A 16,816-nucleotide genomic window follows, 5' to 3' on the forward strand; every position below is an offset into this window, starting at 1 on the left:
CGACCGAGATAAGGTCTGACAATTAGTCTCAGGTTCCGGGTCCGGTGCGCGTCGCCGTCCTAGATCAGCAGGGAGCAGGTTCCCCATGTACGACGTCGTATGGCAGAACGCGCGGTAAGAGCCATGACAACCTCACGGGCGGCCGAGCGATTGCGCTCAGAGTCGCCGCAGTGGATCACTGATCTGAAGTACCGGTGGCCCGCCCGGTATCGGGCGAGCTGGATCGCCCTAGTCGTCCTTCTGCTCATCGTCGGCCCGGTTGTGCCCCGGGCGCTCAGCGCGCCCTCGGTCGAGTTGGTCAGCGCGCTGGCGGGCGTGCTGATCCTCGCCGCGCTCGGCCAGATGCTCATCATCATGGTGGGTGCGCTCGACCTCTCGGTCGGCGCGATCGTGTCTGTGGCGGCTGGGATGGTCGTGCACTACGGCGGCGAAGGCGCCAACGTAGCGGGGGTTATCGCCGGCGCGGTTCTGGTGTCCGTCCTCTTGAGCTTGGCGAACGGCGTCATGATCAGTCTGCTGCGGCTGAACCCGCTGATCGTCACGCTTGCCACCTTCGGGATCATCACCGGGGCGATCCGGCTGTGGACCGGCGTTTCGTTGTCGGTGACCGGCCAGGCGCCCGAGGCCCTGACCTCGTTCGCGCAGCCCGCCCTCACGGTGTTCAACGCTGTCTTTCTCTACGCGCTGGTCGTCGCGGTCCTCCTATCACTGTTGCTGACCAAGACGCGTTACGGCCGGCACATAGCATTCGTCGGTTCGAACCGGCGGGCGGCCCGGGCGCTGGGTATGTCGATCGTGCCCACTGAACTCGGAACCTTCGCGATCGCTGGTTTGCTGTACGGCGTCGCCGGCGTGCTGCTTGCCGGGTTCCTCGGAACCCCTGACGTGCAATCAGGCGCGATCTACCAGCTGTCCACCATCACTGTCGCCGGCATCGCCGGCGTCATGTTCGGCGGTGGGCCTGCCAGCGTCGCGAGCGTGGTCAGCGCCTCCGCGTTCCTCCAGATGCTTGACCAGGGGCTGGCAATCCTCGGGCTGGGCGCCGGGTCACGGGTCATGGTTCAAGGCTTCGTGCTTGTCGTCGCCGTGGGCGCGATCACCTTGGCCCAGTACAGCGCATCCGGTCTCAGCCGCGGCATCGGTCTGCGGCGCCGCCGGCCGTCGACCGGCTGAACCCATTCCATCCGCACGTCAGTTCTGGACCTGGGGTCAGGGCGGCGAGCAAGAACACCTACCAATCCCGAACTGGAGACAATCATGGCAACGGGTACGCGGGTTGCTTTGCGCTTCCCAAGGACAGGCGCGAAGCTCAAGCTCGTCGCAATCACCGCTGCTGCGGCGGCGCTGCTCGCGGCGTGTGCCCCCGACACAGGGGCAAGTGGCAACTCGGCCAACGGCTCGTCGGCGCGCGCTTCGCGGGCACCGGTGAGCGAAGCGGCGGTCAAGAAGATCATCAACCGCTCCTTCCTCAAGGACATCCCGCTGCAGCAGCTCAACCCGGCGATCCAGGAGACCATGCAGGTCGCCGCCGCGGAGTGGACGCCGGCGATGGAGGCGAAGCTGCAGGAGTGCCTGAAGCAGAACGTGTGTGAGACCGGCCGTGGCTCGCTCACGATCGCCTTCCCGAATGACAACATCAACCCGTGGCGGCAGACTTTCCGGGCCGAGATCACCGCGCAGGCGATCGCCTCGCCTGACGTCGCCAAGATCATCTACAGCCTCGGTACCGACACCGCCAGCTGGCTTGCCAACTTCAAGAGCCTCGCGGCCCAGCGGCCCGACGTGATCGTGATCGACTCGATCTTCGGCTCGGCCATCGCCCCCGCGGTTCGCCAGGCCAAGGCTGCTGGAATCGTCGTCGTCCAGGCGGAGACACCCCTGCCACCCGAGGTCGCTTCGCTCGTCGACGTCCAGGCCACATCCGACCTGTGCGCCGCGTACCGCGACGGCGCGAAGCTGGTCACCGGCCTCATCCCCGAGCCCGCTGGTTATGGCCTCTACACCGGCATTCCAGGCAACGCCAGCGCCGCGGCGTGGCAGCCCTGCTTAGTCAAGGGTCTCGAGTCGGCCGGTTGGAAGAAGGTCATCGAGGGCTTCACCCAGTGGACTCCTCAGGGCATGACCCAGGAGGGCAACGCTTTGTTCGCGTCGGGCACCAAGCCGGCGGTCGTGGCCTACGACTACACGATGGAGTACTTCGCCGCCCCGTTCCTGAAGGCGGGCCAGACACCGCCGGTCATGATCTCCGACGTTGTCAACTACTCCTACCTGAAGCAACTGAAGGAGACCCAGGCCAAGGGCATCAAGGCCAAGGCGATCGTTGCCAACAGCAGGGTGTGGTACGGCCGCATTGGTCTGACGGCCGGCATCATGAAGGCGCAGGGTCAGCAGGTCGACCACCAGATCGACATTCCGTACCCGATGGTGGACGCGGACGAGATCCTGCCGTCGTACGATCCGGCGATGCCCGCGAACGCGCCGGTTCCCACCCTGTTCAATGCCGACCAGGAGACCGCGGTCCTCGCGGCCGGGTCCTGACGCTGCTGCTGCGGTGCCGGGTCGGTCTCGTCTCGGACAGGCCGACCCGGCACCGCGCACCGAGCCATCATCGGAAGGGTTCGTGATGGAGGACATCGTGTCGCTGACGAGCGAGATCTCACCCGCAACTGAAACGCCGCCTCCGAATGAAGGGGTACGCCTCCGAGGGGTCACCAAGTCCTTCCCCGGGGTACGGGCTCTCTCCACCGTCGACTTCGACTGCAGTCCGGGCGAGGTTCACGCGTTGGTGGGCGAGAACGGATCGGGCAAGTCGACGCTGATCAAGATCGCTTCCGGGGTTCTGGAGGCCGACGCCGGCACCGTCACGATCAGTGGTCGGCTCCTCGCTGGAGGAGGCGTGAAGCGCGCCAGGCAGTTCGGGTTGGCTACCGCGTACCAGGACACGTCGTTGGTGGCGGATCTCAGCGTCGCCGACAACATCACGTTGTCGCTGAACGCGATCGGCATGAAGAGGCCGAGTGACCTCGACGCCACCTTGGCCCGTTTCGGGCTTCCGTTCAAGCAGTCGGACGTCGTCTCAAGCCTCGGGCCCGGCGCTCGCCAGTTGCTCGAGGTAGCCCGCTCCATGATCACCAATCCACGCGTGCTCATGCTCGACGAGCCCACCGCCGCCCTTGACCTGCGCCTCGCGGCGCAACTCGAGGGGCTGGTGAAGGAAGCTCGTGACAGCGGCATGGCGATCGTCTATGTGAGCCATCGTCTGGCAGAGGTACGGCGGCTGGCGGATCGGCTGACGGTGCTGCGTGATGGCGTGGTTCAGGGCACCTTCGGCTCACAGAGCTGGGAGGTCGAGGAGATCGTCGAGCTCATGGTCGGGGCACCGACAGACCTCGAGTTCCCGCAGCGGACCTCGCCACCAGGCGACTCCGTCCGGCTGGACGTACGTGAGCTGCGTGGCCAGGGCTTCGGTCCGGTTTCCCTCACCGTTCATGCCGGCGAGATCGTGGGGTTGGCCGGCGCCGAGGGCAACGGACAGCGCGCCCTGCTCCGTGGGATCCTCGGTATCGGCCGCCATGGCGGCGGCGTGAGTGTCGATGGGAAGGCCGTCCGCCACGTGACCCCGGGGAGGGCGCTCGCTGCTGGGATCGGCTTCCAGAGCGGCGACCGCGCCGCCGAGTCGATCTTCGCTCCGATGTCGGTGATGGACAACGCGACCGCACAGCTGGGATCACAGGCTGGACCAGCCGGCACCTCGCTCTTGAGCAAGCTCCTTCCGGCCTTCAAGACCGCGACCAAGGACCTGGGCATCGTGTCCGGCTCACCGTTCCAGCCGGTCAGTGCACTCTCGGGCGGGAACCAGCAGAAGGCCGTGCTGGCTCGGCCCGCTTTGCGGCAGCCGAAAGTGCTCATCGTCGACGAGCCGACCCAGGGCGTCGATGCACGGGCTCGCCTGGACATCTACCGGGTCCTGAGCGATTCGGCCGAGGATGGTCTTGGCGTCTTGGTCAACTCCTCCGACTCTGCTGAGTTGGTCGGCCTGTGTGACCGCGTCTATGTGATGTCACGCGGAGTCGTGGTCACCGAGCTGACTGGGCCGTCCACCGAGAACGAGGTCGTGAAAAGCTTCGTCAGCGCGACGGACGCGACGGAGGCGCAGGAGACCGCGGTCAGTCGCGGTGGGTGGCTGGGTCGGCTCTGGGACCGTGGCACCACCCATTTGCCGATTGCGATCCTCCTGCTGCTGATCACAGTTGTCGGCCTCTACGCCCACAGCCGCTCGGACGTGTTCTGGACCACCTTCAACCTGTCGAACCTGCTGCTACTGACCCTGCCCCTCGCTTTCGTTGCGCTGGGACAGCAGTTCAACATGGTCGCGAGGCTCTTTGATCTTTCCATCGGATCGGTGATGAGCCTGACGGTCGTGGTCGTGTCGATGACCCTGCCGAGCCTGGCGTTCGAGTCGGTGCTGTCCACCGCACTTGCCCTGGTTGGGGTTGTGTTGGCGGTCGGAGGCTTCAACAGCGTTCTCATCGTGGCGCTGAAGGTTCCTGCCATCGTGGCGACGGTCGCATCGATGGGAATCGTGCAAGGTGTGGCCATTCTGCTGCGCCCAGAACCTGCCGGCGTCATCGCCCCGGAATTCGTCACTGGAGTGGCGAACGGAATCAGCTACGTCCCCTTCGCTTTCATCGCCCTCGTAGTGCTCACCGTGGCCATGGAGTACTGGCTCTACCGCCGGAGTCGTGGGCTTGCACTGCGCGCGGTCGGCTACGACGGAGAGGCCGCCCTTCGCGTCGGCGAGCGAGTGACCGTGATCCAGACCGGCGCACTGATGATCTGCACATTGGGCGCCGTGATCGGAGGCGTCTTCCTCGCCTCGCAGACCGGCATGGGCTCCAATGCCGTGGGCGCCGGTTACACGCTGCCCTGCTTCGCCGCCGTGTTCCTGGGCGGCGCCGTACTCACCGGCGGTCGCGGATCGTTCATCGGCGCCCTACTCGGGGCCCTCTTCCTTGCGCTGTTGGACAACGTCACTCCGCTGCTCAACATCGCGGACGCCTGGCGGCAGATCATGTACGGCGTCATCCTGCTGGTGGCAATCGCGGCGTACGCATCCTTGGCACGCATCCGCGGTGGCGCCGGCCGGTGACACGTTCCGTTGAGAACCCTTGCGAGGAGGCAGTGGTGGGTGAAAGACCGACGACTCTGATTGACGGACGGACCTTTGTCGAAGCCCCGAGATGGCACGAGAACCGGATCTGGTTCTCCGAGCTGTATACGCACAAGGTGATGTCGGCCAGGGAAGATGGCACGGACCTGAGAGTCGAGGCCACTGTTCCCCAGCAACCGTCGGGGATTGCCTGGCTCCCGGATGGCCGGCTCCTGGTCGTTTCGATGCGTGACAGGAGATTGATGCGTCGCGAGTACGACGGAACGCTGGTCGTGCACGCCGACCTCAGTGAGCATGCGACCGGCTTCTGCAACGAAGTCATCGTTGACGATCAGGGCCGCGCCTATGTCGGCAACTTCGGCTTCGACCTGGTCAAAGGCGGGCCGATGACGCCCGCGTCGATCCATCGGGTCGATCCAGATGGGACGATCACGGAGGTCGCGGACGACATTTGGTTCCCCAACGGCTGCGTTCTGACCGACGACGGCGTCTTCATCGTCAACGAGACGTTCGGGAACCGGATCTCCGCCTTTGACCTCACCGAGGACGGCTGGCTGGTGAACCGCCGGGTGTGGGCGGAGTTCGGCCAGCTCCCGGCAGCGACAACCCTGGCCGAAGCCACCCCTGAGCTCGTGCTGTCTCCCGACGGGATGTGCCGAGATGCCGAGGGGGCGCTCTGGATCGCGGACCTGACCTCGCAAAAGATTCTCAGAATGCGCGAGGGCGGTGAGGTCGTCGACGAGATCGATCCCGGAATGATGCCGTTCTCTGCCGCACTCGGAGGCTCGGACGGGCACACCATGTTCATCTGCGCTGCCCCCGACTTCGACGAGGAGGATCGGCGGGCAACCACGCTGGCCGCGGTACTCCAGGTCCGCGTGGACGTCCCTGCCGCGTGAGCAAGAATGCCGCCGCCGTCGCCGGCGGCAGGGCCAGGGGAGAAGTCTTGAACCTTACTGTATGACAATGTACTGTCTGTAAAGAATCGACTGGATGATCATGAGCCTGACTGTTCGCAATGCCCGCTCTCTGTGTCGCATGATGAGGGAAACGTTGCGCCGGGCACTGAATCCCGGACCCGATGCTGGAGCTGAGAGCAATGACCTACGAAGACATCGAGCTTGCCGTCGAGGACGGGGTAGCCGTGCTGACCATCAATCGGCCGGAGAACGCGAACAAGCTTCGTTTCGAAACCGCCCGCGAGCTGCATGATGCCCTCCGCCTCGTCCGGCAACAGGCGGACATCGACGTCGCGATCCTGACCGGCGCGGGCGACAAGTTCTTCTGCATCGGCGGTGAGCACGAAGAGCTCACCGGCCTCGACTACTCCAGTGTCATGCCGGTGATCGATCTCTACGAGTTCATCGACACCATGCCCAAGCCGGTGATTGCCGCGGTCAACGGGTTCGCCGTCGGTGGCGGGAACGTTCTCCAGGTCGTGTGCGACCTCTCGATCGCCGCGTCGACAGCGGTGTTCCGGCAGGTCGGGCCGATGGTCGGCAGCTTCGATGCCGGGTTCGGAACCTGGTATCTCGAGGAGTCCATCGGACGCCGCCGCGCAAAGGAAATGTGGTATCTGAACAAGAAATACTCGGCCGCCGAAGCGCTGTCGATGGGCCTGGTGAACGAGGTGGTCGAAGGGCGGCCCGTTCTCGAGCGCGCCGTCGAGGTCGCCCAGGAGTTGCGCCGGCGCGGGCCGTTCGCGCTCGCGGCTCTCAAGACTGCTTTCTCGAGCCGCCACACCGGCGTTGTCGGTCAAGCCCGACTGGCGCACGATCTGCTCCTCACCGCCTATCGGGGGACCCAGGAGGCCAGCGAGATGGCGGAGTCCTTCGAGGAGCGGCGCGCTCCCGACCGTGGCAGGTTCAACCGATGAGCGCGGACGCGGAGCTCGACAGCTTCATCGTCGTTCTGGACAAGCAGTTGACGGCGGTTCGCCGGGCCGCCCCGGATCCGTCGGCGCTCGACCCGGAGCTGGTCATCCCGGCCTTGGAGTCGGTTGGTGTCCTCGACCTCGCCCTGGACACGGTCGAGCTGGACAACTCACTCGAATGGCTCTCGTCAGTCATCCGCACCTGTGCTCGTTTCTCACCATCGATCGCGTTCGCCCTTGCTTCCCGCTTTGCCGGGCAGCGGGCGACGCGAGGGATCGGCGCGCTGTCACCAGCCGCCGCCGTCGCCGGCGGGGACGGCGGGGCCGCCTGGCGTGCGACCGTTCCGGGCTTGTTCGCGCCCCAGACCGTGGTTTTGCTCAACCGGGCGGAGGTCGCCGCACGAGTGGTCACCTGGGACGTCGGGGAGATAGGAGCATCCGTGCGACGGACCGGTCTCATTGATGCGGATCTTCGCACAGTCACGGACCCTGCCGCAGCCGCAACCGAGCCGACCTTGACCGGCGAGCAGGCCCGGATCGCGCTGTTCGAGCTGGATCTGCTCAACGCGTCCGTGGGCTTGGGACTGATCGAGAACGCCGTCGCGACGTCAGAGGATTACGCGGCCAACCGCCGTCAGTTCGGCCAACCAGTAGCCACCTTCGCAGGTCTTGCGGCCATCCTCGTCGAGATGCGCCTGCGGTCGTCGATTGTCGCGGGCCTGTTGACCGCCGCGCTCGGCGGCCAGCGCGACGGAGCTGAGCTGGTGGCAGTCACGGGCCGTGCCGGTGTCGAGGTGTGTCTGGACGCGATTCAGGTGCACGGAGGGTACGGATACATCGACGAGTACCCGGTTGCCGGGATGCTGCGTGATGCGATCAGTCTCCGCGCGCGGGGTGGCGGACGGAGAGCTGCCGTGGCCGCAGTCGCCGCCGCCCACCTGCCGTCGAGGTGACCAGGCCGCCGCATCTTGGCCATGTCCTGCGTTACTCCACCAATTCGACTGTTACCGAGGAGCCATGAGCGAGAACCGGGGCCCGCTGCAGGGTGTCAGGGTGGTCGACGTCTCATCGTCGTACGCCGCACCCACCACGTCGATGTACCTCGGTGACATGGGTGCCGACGTCATCAAGGTCGAGCCCATCTGGGGCGACGATGCCCGCGGGTGGGGTCCGCCGTTCCTCAACGGCGAGGCGGCCTGGTTCTTGTCGGTGAACCGGAACAAGAAAAGCCTCTGCCTCGATATCCGTAGCGACAAAGGACGGGAGATCCTGTTCCGTCTGCTGGAGACGGCGGACGTCTTTATCGAGAACCTCAATCCGGCCAAGCTCGAGAAGCACGGGCTGGGACTGGACGGCCTGCGTGAGCGGTTCTCCCATCTGGTCATCTGCGCAGTCTCGGGGTTCGGCCTCGACGGCCCTGACGCCTCGCTTCCCGGCTATGACCTAATAGCGCAGGCGCGCTCGGGGTTGATGAGCGTGACCGGCGTCGACGACGTGCCGCAGCGCGTCAGCACGGCGCTCTCGGACGTGGCCGCAGGCACGGTGGCTGCCTTCGCTGTGGCGTCTGCCCTGGTGCGGCAACGTACGACGGGGCGCGGGGAGATCGTCGATATCGCACTTCTCGAGGCCGACCTGGCGTTCATGGCCCCCCGCATCGCCGGCTTCTTGGCTGGGGGAGAAGAGCCCCGCCCGTGTGGAGGGACCGACTCGGTGATCGCGGTCTACCAGTCGTTCCCCACGGCCGACCGTTCGATCGTCATCGCCCTCGGAAACGACCGGCTCTGGCAGCGTGCGTGCCGGGCGCTCGGCCTCCATGAGCTGGCAGCGGATCAGGATCTGGCCACCAACGCACAGCGGCGCGGTCGGCGATCGGAGGTCGTAGAAGCATTCGCTGGTGCCCTCGCGGAGATGACTTCCGAGATGGCACTCAAGGCGTTGCAGTTGGCCGGGGTTCCGTGTGCCCCGATCAACTACCTGTCGGAGGTTGTCGCGGACCCACAGGTGGTGGCGCGCCAGGCCATTGTTGAGCAGCACCATCCCGTCGCAGGAAGATTCCAGAGCGTCGCTGCCCCGTGGCGGCTCGGGTCCAACGAACCTCGCGAGCCGCGACTCCCAGCACCACTGTTGGGCCAGCACGGTCGTGAGATCCTCACCGAGGCCGGGTACGACGCGGCGGCGATGCAGGATCTGGTCGAGGCAGGTGTCGTATGGCTCCCCTGATTGAAGTCAGCGAAGCTGGTCTGGTCCGCACCCTTGTGCTGAATCGACCACAGCAACTCAACGCGTTGAACAGTGCTGTCCTCGAGCAGCTCATTGAGCAGATCGACTCGGTCGCCCATGCCTCATCAGTGGGGTGCGTGGTGATCAAGGGTGCAGGTGATCGCGCTTTCAGTGCAGGCGCCGACCTGGACGAGATCCGAGGGCTGAATGCCGAGCAGGCGCATCAGTTCATCCGGCGTGGTCACCGGGCGATGGCGTGTATCGAGCAGTCCCCGGTTCCCGTCGTGGCGCAAGTGGACGGCTTTGCTCTGGGAGGCGGCTTCGAGCTCATGCTTGCTTGCCATCTGGTGATCGCGTCGGAGCGAAGCCAGTTCGGTCTGCCCGAATCCCGAATCGGATGTATCCCTGGCTTCGGGGGAACCCAGCGACTCAGTGCTGCCGTCGGCAAGGCGGCCGCTTTTCACCTCATGCTCACCGGGGAGCGGGTTGATGCTGCCCGCGCATGGCAGATCGGATTGCTCTCTGTGCCGCCCGTTCCTCACACCGATCTTGACGCCGAGGTCGAGCGAACTTCCGCGTTGATCGCGTCCGGGAGCCGTGCCGGCACCGCCACGCTGCTTGAAGCAGCACGTGCGGGTTTTGCGGCTCCAGCGCTGGAACAGGAGGCAGCCCTCGCCGCCCTGGCGATCGCGTCCACGGACGGTCAGGAGGGCATCACGGCGTTCGCGGAACGACGCGACCCCGTCTTCAACAAGGAGGACCCGCGATGATCCCTCGGCCACAGGGTGCCGGTGCCGATGAGCGTTCGAACGTACTGGCCAAGGTGCAGAAGGTCGTCGCCGAAGCGGTGGCGCCTGCAGCTGGCGTAACTGATCGGAATGGCACCTTCCCGGCCGAACAGATCGCTGCGCTGGCAGAGGCCGGCGTCGGCGGTCTCTTGATGCCGGAAAGGCTGGGTGGGCTGAACACCTCCACGGCGACGTACGCCGATTCGTTGGCCGCCATCGCCGCTGCGTGCGGCTCGACCTCGACGGTCTACATGACCCAGATGCACTGCGCACACCCGATTCACGTGCAAGGCCGACCAGACCAGCAAGAAGCCTGGATTCCCCGTCTTTGCTCGGGCGACGCGATCGGCGCCATCGCCCTCACCGAGCCGGAAGCAGGTTCGGACATCGCATCGATGCGAACAACCGCGCTCCTGGACGGGGATCATTACGTCATCAACGGCGAGAAGACCTTCATCTCCAACGGCGACGTCGCTGACGTGATCGTGTTGTTCGCCACGGTGGACACCAAACGTGGCAAGGACGGCATCACCGCATTCCTCGTCGACACTGCGGCGGTCGAAGGATTACATGCCGGCGCGCCGATGAAGAAACTCGGCCAGAAGGGCGCCTCAACGGTTGCGCTCGGCTTCGAGGAGTGCCGCATCCCTGTCTCCGCACGGCTCGGAGACGAGGGACAGGGATACGCGCTGCTCCTCCGCTCGGTCACCAAGTCGCGGATCAGCGCCGCTGCCCAGGGGATTGGCTTCGCCCAGGGAGCCTTCGACGCCACCGTGCAGTACTGCGCCGAACGCGATCTGCTGTCTGCGCGCACGCGCAGCGCACAGGATCTGCAGTTCGCGTTGGCTCGGCTGCGGGCCGAGATCGCCGCGGGACGCGCCATGCTGAACGAGGTCTGCGACCTGGTCGATGCGAGCCCTGATGATCCGACCGGCGAGGTCGCGATGGCGAAGCTGCACTGTACTGCGCTGGGCGTCGAGGTCAGCTCGACCTGTGTGGAACTGCTCGGCGAAGACGGCGATCAGTGGGACCTGGGAGTCGAGAGACGCCTTCGCGATGCCAAGATCACCGAGATCTACGACGGCACGAACCAGGTGCAGAGCATGCTGGTCGCGCGCGCCATCGCGGCCAGGCCTGAGTAGGGGTGAACGATATGGCGGCCGGAGGGCAGTTCATGGCCGCAGCGCAGCATGCTCATTCGGAACGAACGATGCCGAGCGAGTACTGGAGCACGTAGTCCAGATGGGAGGCCATGGCGTCGCGAGCCGTCTCGGCCTCGCCGCTCTCGATCGCTCGAAGAATCGCCATATGCTGCTTCACGGTCCGGCGGCCGACCTCCTCAGTGACTTCGAGGTACTGAGCTGGGTGAGTCGAATCATGCACAGCAGCAATGAATGCCGCCAGGAGACGGTTCCCCGAGGCGTGCCCGATCGTCGTGTGGAACGCCAGATCGTACGACGGTATTGCTGGGTCGTTGATCGTCGTATCCCGTTGCTTCTGAACGATCGCCTGCAACGTGTCGAGGTGGGAGTCCTGCCGGTTCTTCGCAGCCCATTCTGCGGCAGGGACCTCCAGCATCCTCCGCACGGACGTCAACTCACCGACGTCGAGCGCACCCAGACGCAGAATCGTGTCCATGGACTCCTTGAGCATCTGGCTCAGTGAATCCGGGGTCACGACGTTCACGAAACTGCCGCCGGCCACGCCGGGGCTCTTCCGGATGAGCCCTGCGCTCACGAGCGCGCCCAGGGCTTCTCGCACCGTCGGTCGGCTGACACCGAACTGTTGAGCGAGTTCGGTTTCAGCCGGCAGCTTCTCTCCCTGAGCGAACTGTCCGGTCAGGATCGCCTCACGGATCTGCTGCTCGACTTGGTCCCGGGGTCTGGTGACCTGTTGGGGACGGAACTTCTGGGCGACTGGATCAGTCATGCGGCGCCTCTCGCAATGTCTCGGCCGTGCAAGCCGCATCGGCGGGGCAGTGAGTCTAACGATCAAACAATTGTCGTACAGATATCATACAGGCAATTTCAGCTTCTGGTGTGACGCTCAGTGTCCGCCTGCCGAGCGAGAGACTCTTGCCAGAAGCCTAGTATCTATTGTTTGACATTATGAGAAGTGCTAACTTCTGTCACGTGATCATAGGAGTCCTCAAAGAGGCGCAGCCGGGGGAGACGCGGGTTGCGGCAACGCCGACCACGGTGGTCCAGCTTGCGAAGCTGGGGTACGGCGTCGTGGTGGAGGCGGGTGCGGGTGAGGCGTCGAGCTATCCAGACAGCTCGTACGTCGAGGCCGGCGCCTCGATCGGTTCGGTGTCGCAGTCCGACGTCGTGTTCGGCGTGAACGCGCCTTCGACGGACCAACTGGACCGCTTGAAGCCGGGCGTGACTGTGGTAAGCCTCATCCAGCCGGCGCTGAATCCGGACTTGGTGGACGACCTGGCAACGCGGCCGCTGACGGCCCTGGCGATGGACGCGGTACCGCGGATCAGCCGGGCTCAGTCGTTGGACGTGTTGTCGTCGATGGCGAACATTGCTGGTTACCGGGCGGTGATCGAGGCCGCGTATGTATTCGGGCGGCTCTTCACCGGGCAGGTGACCGCGGCGGGGAAGGTGCCGCCGGCAAAGGTTCTCGTGGTGGGCGCCGGGGTAGCCGGCCTGGCCGCGATCGGCGCTGCCGGGAGCCTGGGGGCGATCGTACGGGCGACGGATCCGCGGCCGGAGGTGGCCGACCAAGTGCGGTCGCTGGGGGGTGAGCACCTGGCGATCGAGTCCGCTGAGGTCGAGGTGTCGGCGACCGGCTATGCCAAGGAGATGGGCAAGGAATACAAGACGCGTGAGGCTGAGCTGTACCTCGCGCAGTGCCGGGATGTGGACATCATCATCACCACCGCGCTGATCCCTGGGAAGCCTGCGCCCCGGATCATCACCGCCGAGATGGTGGAGTCGATGCGGCCGGGCAGTGTCATCGTGGATCTGGCCGCGGGAACCGGCGGCAACGTGGAAGGGGCTGTGACGGGCGAAGCGATCACCACCCCAAACGGCGTGACGATCATCGGCTACACAGACCTGCCCGGCCGGCTGCCGGCGCAGGCCTCCCAGCTGTACGGCACCAACCTGGTCAACTTGATCAGGCTGATGACGCCGGCGAAGGACGGGCAGCTGGCCTTGGACTTCGACGACGTGGTGCAACGGTCGATGACCGTAGTCCGGTATCACGACGGCGCCACTGAAGTGACCTGGCCGCCCCCGCCGGTGCAGGTGTCAGCCACCCCGAGTCTCGCGGCCTCGAAGGCGCCTGCGACGGATTCTCCGGCCAAGGCGCGCCTGTCGCCCGCTCGCCGGCTGGGCCTGGTGTTCGGCTCGGCCGCGGCATTGTTCGTGCTGGTTGGAGTTTCGCCGGCGGCCCTGCAGGTCCACCTGACCGTGTTCGCTCTGGCGATCGTGATCGGCTTCTACGTGATCGGGCACGTGCACCATGCCTTGCACACGCCGCTGATGAGCGTGACCAACGCGATCTCGGGCATCATCGTGGTCGGCGCGCTGCTGCAGATCGGCCATGCCGGCAGAGCTGGTGGCGGCCTCGTCACGGCCCTCTCCTTCGTGGCGATCCTACTGGCCTCGATCAACGTCGTCGGCGGCTTCGCGGTCACCCGACGGATGCTCGCCATGTTCTCCCGGTCGTGATCCGGGCCCGCACAAAGGATCTGACGTGAGTACCGAGACCATCGCCTCGTCGGCGTACATCGTCGCTGCGCTGCTGTTCATCCTGGCCCTGGCCGGCCTCTCGAGGCATGAGACTGCCAAGGTCGGCAACACCTTCGGAATCGCCGGAATGGCGCTCGCGCTGGCAGCGACGATCGCGCTGGCGTTCGAGCACGAAATCGAGGTCGTGGGCCTGGTCCTGCTGATCGCGGCGACTGCGGCGGGGACGGCCATCGGGTTGTGGCGTGCCCGAGCGGTGGAGATGACCGGGATGCCTGAGCTGATCGCGCTGCTGCACTCGTTTGTCGGTCTGGCCGCGGTGCTGGTCGGGTGGAACGGCTATCTGTCCGTCGAGCGCAATCTCGATGGGGAGGAGGCGCACCTGCTGGCTGCTCAAGACCTCCTGGGGATCCACTCCGCGGAGGTGTTTGTCGGCGTGTTCATCGGCGCCGTCACGTTCACCGGCTCGATCGTCGCCTTTCTCAAGTTGTCGGCGCGGATCGGCTCGAGGCCGCTGATGCTGCCGGGCAAGAATGTCCTGAACGTCGGCGCGGTGTGCGCGTTCGCTCTGTTGACGGTCTGGTTTGTGCTCGATCCGCAGCTGTGGCTACTGATCGCCGTCACTGTTCTTGCACTGGCTCTGGGGTGGCATCTGGTCGCGTCGATCGGTGGTGGCGACATGCCGGTAGTGGTGTCGATGCTGAACAGCTACTCGGGCTGGGCTGCTGCCGCGTCAGGGTTTCTGCTGGGCAATGACCTGCTGATCATCACCGGAGCCTTGGTGGGTTCCTCGGGTGCGTACCTGTCCTACATCATGTGCCGGGGGATGAATCGGTCGTTCCTGTCCGTCATCGCCGGCGGTTTCGGCGTCGAGGCGGCTGCCAGTGCTGATGGCGGGTACGGCGAGCATCGCGAGATCACCGCCGAGGGTGTCGCAGAGCTGCTGACCGCCGCCGACTCGGTGATCATCACCCCCGGATATGGGATGGCGGTGGCGCAGGCGCAGTACGGAGTGGCTGAGCTCACCCGCAAGCTTCGTGACCGAGGCGTGGATGTCCGATTCGGGATCCATCCCGTGGCGGGTCGCCTGCCCGGTCACATGAACGTCTTGCTGGCCGAGGCCAAGGTGCCCTACGACATCGTGCTGGAGATGGACGAGATCAACGACGACTTCGCCGCAACCGCCGTCGTCTTGGTCATCGGCGCGAACGACACCGTCAACCCCGCCGCCGTCGAAGACGCCGACTCGCCGATTGCAGGCATGCCCGTCCTCACCGTCTGGGAAGCCGACGACGTCGTGGTGTTCAAACGCTCCATGGCCTCGGGGTACGCCGGCGTACAGAACCCGCTGTTCTTCCGCGACAACGCCGCAATGCTCTTCGGAGACGCCAAAGACCGCGTCGAAGACATCCTGCACGCGATCTGATCGCCCGGCCCACCGCAACCTGATGTCAGCGGCCCGGCGTCATGAGGTTGAAGAGTCGGTCGAGAGAAGACTCGTGCTCCAGACTCCACAGTGCGCGCAGCAGCTCCCGCGCGCGGTCCTCGCCGAGCCGTGGCTCGACCTGGCCGAGGAACTTGGCGGTCAACTCGGCGTCGCTCATGGGGTTCTGCGGGTGACCCTTGGGATTTTCGCCGCGGATCGTCAGGGAACGCCCGTCCTCGGTTCGCACCTCGAACCGGCAGGCCATCTGCCACGGAAAGCTCGCCGTGTACGTCGTGTCCTCGATCAGCTCAATCGTGTCGGTGACCGACAACAGCTTCGGATCGAGGTAACGCCCGGGCTCGAACGTGGCCTCGGTGATCCCTCCGTCGACCAAGGCCGCCGCGATGAGATAGGGGCCGCTGTGATCGGCTGTCTCGCGGCCCGATGGCCGCCACAAGGCCGGCTCCGCCTCGCGTGACGCTACGGACTTGTGTTCGAGGTAGACCTTGAGTGATGCGATCTCTCGCGGATCGACGACCTCACGCAGTTTGAGTGCGAGTTGCACGGGGAGTTGCAGCTCGTAGCGCAAGGGCAAGTGCTTGAAGTAGGTGTTCTCGACGCGGAACGGTCGTCCCTTGCCACCGAAGGGGCCGAGAGAAAACCTGTGGTCGAGCTGGCGCATGAATCCACGGGCGCCTTCGAAGGCCATCTCCGGACCGGTGATTCCCGCCTCGGCGAGCATGGCCGCGAAGAGCCCGTTGCGACTCCCGTTGGGACCGGCCAGGCCCTTCCAGTTCGAGATCGATCCCACCCGGGTCTCGAACAGGCAGATGTTGGCGACCGACGCGATCCGGATCGCGTCGGCCGTCTGTGCCCGGGAGAGCCCAAGGAGTCTCGCCGCGGCTGCGGACGTCGCGATGCTGTGGAACGTGGGGTGGTCCCAGCCGTTCCCTCGCAGGACTACCTCGTCGACAAGCTGACCGCAGACCTCGTACGCGATGATGACGCCGAGCAGGGCGTCGGCGCCGGTCGCACCAGAAACCTGGGCTGCTGCCAGAACGCCCCCCAGGTTGTCGCTGGGGTGCGGCCCGGTATCTCCCTTGGCATTCGACTCATCGGTGCCGAAGTAGTCGTCGTTGAAGTCCAGACACCGGATCGCGGACCCGTTGACGAAGGCAGCCAGGTCGGGCGTCGTTCGAATGGTGGTGCCGAAGACGGTGGCCGCTCGCGAGCTGGTTGCTGTCGACGCTACGGTGCGCAGCGCCCGCATGACGTCGGTCTCCTGAGCGCCGAGGGCACATCCAAGGGCATCGACCAGACATCGTTTCGCAGCCGACACGGCGGCGTCGCCGACATCGGTGTAACGCACCTGAGTCGTGAACGAGGTGAAGTCGCGGATGACGCTGTCCGCGATGTGATTGGGGCTTGCGGCAACTGTCATGGGACGCCTCGCGCGTGTGCGTATTCAGGAGCAGGAGTCTAGGACCGCACCTTCGCGGTTCTCGGTGCACGACAACCTATTACCGATCTTACACAGCCGCAAGTGTTTGACATTTAATAATCGAGATACCTCACCCGTGCGTTTGGACCGACGTGTCAGTTGCATGGTGAGGGTGCTGAGCGGGTGGCGCCGAGATT

At 65.4% G+C, this 16,816-nt stretch carries 13 protein-coding genes; 11 read left to right on the forward strand and 2 right to left on the reverse strand.

Annotated elements, in window-relative coordinates; translation table 11 throughout:
* Positions 1 to 123 precede the first annotated feature (123 nt).
* The 9 genes from EV643_RS09240 to EV643_RS09280 all read left to right on the forward strand — a co-directional run bounded on the left by EV643_RS09240 (position 124) and on the right by EV643_RS09280 (position 11,193).
* Positions 124 to 1,173 (forward strand): ABC transporter permease, encoded by a 1,050-nt coding sequence (locus EV643_RS09240; protein ID WP_166665375.1) that lies wholly within the window; start codon positions 124 to 126, stop codon positions 1,171 to 1,173.
* A gap of 84 nt (positions 1,174 to 1,257) precedes the next feature.
* Complete coding sequence (locus tag EV643_RS09245) at positions 1,258 to 2,538, forward strand: substrate-binding domain-containing protein (protein ID WP_133799560.1); 1,281 nt, start codon at positions 1,258 to 1,260, stop codon at positions 2,536 to 2,538.
* A gap of 85 nt (positions 2,539 to 2,623) precedes the next feature.
* Complete coding sequence (locus EV643_RS09250; protein WP_166665376.1) at positions 2,624 to 5,149, forward strand: ATP-binding cassette domain-containing protein; 2,526 nt, start codon at positions 2,624 to 2,626, stop codon at positions 5,147 to 5,149.
* Positions 5,150 to 5,184: 35 nt separating this feature from the next.
* Positions 5,185 to 6,069: an SMP-30/gluconolactonase/LRE family protein gene (locus EV643_RS09255; RefSeq protein ID WP_133799562.1), complete on the forward strand. Its 885-nt coding sequence runs from the start codon at positions 5,185 to 5,187 to the stop codon at positions 6,067 to 6,069.
* A 200-nt stretch (positions 6,070 to 6,269) separates the two neighbouring features.
* Positions 6,270 to 7,046 (forward strand): enoyl-CoA hydratase-related protein, encoded by a 777-nt coding sequence (locus EV643_RS09260; protein WP_133799563.1) that lies wholly within the window; start codon positions 6,270 to 6,272, stop codon positions 7,044 to 7,046.
* Positions 7,043 to 7,996 carry an acyl-CoA dehydrogenase family protein gene (locus EV643_RS09265; RefSeq protein ID WP_133799564.1) on the forward strand — a complete coding sequence of 318 codons (954 nt, stop codon included), beginning with the start codon at positions 7,043 to 7,045 and terminating at the stop codon, positions 7,994 to 7,996. Before EV643_RS09260 ends, EV643_RS09265 begins: the two co-directional genes overlap by 4 nt.
* Before the next feature lie 64 nt (positions 7,997 to 8,060).
* Positions 8,061 to 9,263 carry a CaiB/BaiF CoA transferase family protein gene (locus EV643_RS09270; RefSeq protein ID WP_133799565.1) on the forward strand — a complete coding sequence of 401 codons (1,203 nt, stop codon included), beginning with the start codon at positions 8,061 to 8,063 and terminating at the stop codon, positions 9,261 to 9,263.
* Positions 9,251 to 10,033: an enoyl-CoA hydratase/isomerase family protein gene (locus tag EV643_RS09275; protein WP_133799566.1), complete on the forward strand. Its 783-nt coding sequence runs from the start codon at positions 9,251 to 9,253 to the stop codon at positions 10,031 to 10,033. Before EV643_RS09270 ends, EV643_RS09275 begins: the two co-directional genes overlap by 13 nt.
* Positions 10,030 to 11,193, forward strand: a complete 1,164-nt coding sequence (locus EV643_RS09280) for an acyl-CoA dehydrogenase family protein (RefSeq protein WP_133799567.1) — start codon at positions 10,030 to 10,032, stop codon at positions 11,191 to 11,193. Before EV643_RS09275 ends, EV643_RS09280 begins: the two co-directional genes overlap by 4 nt.
* Before the next feature lie 52 nt (positions 11,194 to 11,245).
* On the opposite strand, the gene EV643_RS09285 is transcribed toward EV643_RS09280, so the two are convergent.
* Positions 11,246 to 11,980, reverse strand: a complete 735-nt coding sequence (locus EV643_RS09285) for a FadR/GntR family transcriptional regulator (protein ID WP_133799568.1) — start codon at positions 11,978 to 11,980, stop codon at positions 11,246 to 11,248.
* A gap of 203 nt (positions 11,981 to 12,183) precedes the next feature.
* Between EV643_RS09285 and EV643_RS09290 the strand changes: the two genes are divergently transcribed.
* Together EV643_RS09290 and pntB are read left to right on the forward strand one after the other, a co-directional pair.
* On the forward strand, positions 12,184 to 13,734 hold the full coding sequence (locus EV643_RS09290; protein WP_133799569.1) for a Re/Si-specific NAD(P)(+) transhydrogenase subunit alpha: 1,551 nt from the start codon (positions 12,184 to 12,186) through the stop codon (positions 13,732 to 13,734).
* Positions 13,735 to 13,759: 25 nt separating this feature from the next.
* Positions 13,760 to 15,178, forward strand: coding sequence for a Re/Si-specific NAD(P)(+) transhydrogenase subunit beta (pntB, locus tag EV643_RS09295; protein ID WP_133799570.1), 1,419 nt, complete (start codon positions 13,760 to 13,762; stop codon positions 15,176 to 15,178).
* A 25-nt stretch (positions 15,179 to 15,203) separates the two neighbouring features.
* On the opposite strand, the gene EV643_RS09300 is transcribed toward pntB, so the two are convergent.
* Positions 15,204 to 16,619 (reverse strand): MmgE/PrpD family protein, encoded by a 1,416-nt coding sequence (locus EV643_RS09300; protein WP_133799571.1) that lies wholly within the window; start codon positions 16,617 to 16,619, stop codon positions 15,204 to 15,206.
* Positions 16,620 to 16,816 lie beyond the last annotated feature (197 nt).

The sequence above is a fragment of the Kribbella caucasensis genome, assembly GCF_004361855.1.
Taxonomy (GTDB): domain Bacteria; phylum Actinomycetota; class Actinomycetes; order Propionibacteriales; family Kribbellaceae; genus Kribbella; species Kribbella caucasensis.

Bases quoted from the DNA above. Each gene is read 5' to 3' on its own strand.
- EV643_RS09240 (WP_166665375.1), top strand. From the start codon at position 124: ATGACAACCTCACGGGCGGCCGAGCGATTGCGCTCAGAGTCGCCGCAG.
- EV643_RS09245 (WP_133799560.1), top strand. From the start codon at position 1,258: ATGGCAACGGGTACGCGGGTTGCTTTGCGCTTCCCAAGGACAGGCGCG.
- EV643_RS09250 (WP_166665376.1), top strand. From the start codon at position 2,624: ATGGAGGACATCGTGTCGCTGACGAGCGAGATCTCACCCGCAACTGAA.
- EV643_RS09260 (WP_133799563.1), top strand. From the start codon at position 6,270: ATGACCTACGAAGACATCGAGCTTGCCGTCGAGGACGGGGTAGCCGTG.
- EV643_RS09265 (WP_133799564.1), top strand. From the start codon at position 7,043: ATGAGCGCGGACGCGGAGCTCGACAGCTTCATCGTCGTTCTGGACAAG.
- EV643_RS09270 (WP_133799565.1), top strand. From the start codon at position 8,061: ATGAGCGAGAACCGGGGCCCGCTGCAGGGTGTCAGGGTGGTCGACGTC.
- EV643_RS09275 (WP_133799566.1), top strand. From the start codon at position 9,251: ATGGCTCCCCTGATTGAAGTCAGCGAAGCTGGTCTGGTCCGCACCCTT.
- EV643_RS09280 (WP_133799567.1), top strand. From the start codon at position 10,030: ATGATCCCTCGGCCACAGGGTGCCGGTGCCGATGAGCGTTCGAACGTA.
- EV643_RS09285 (WP_133799568.1), bottom strand. From the start codon at position 11,980: ATGACTGATCCAGTCGCCCAGAAGTTCCGTCCCCAACAGGTCACCAGA.
- EV643_RS09300 (WP_133799571.1), bottom strand. From the start codon at position 16,619: ATGACAGTTGCCGCAAGCCCCAATCACATCGCGGACAGCGTCATCCGC.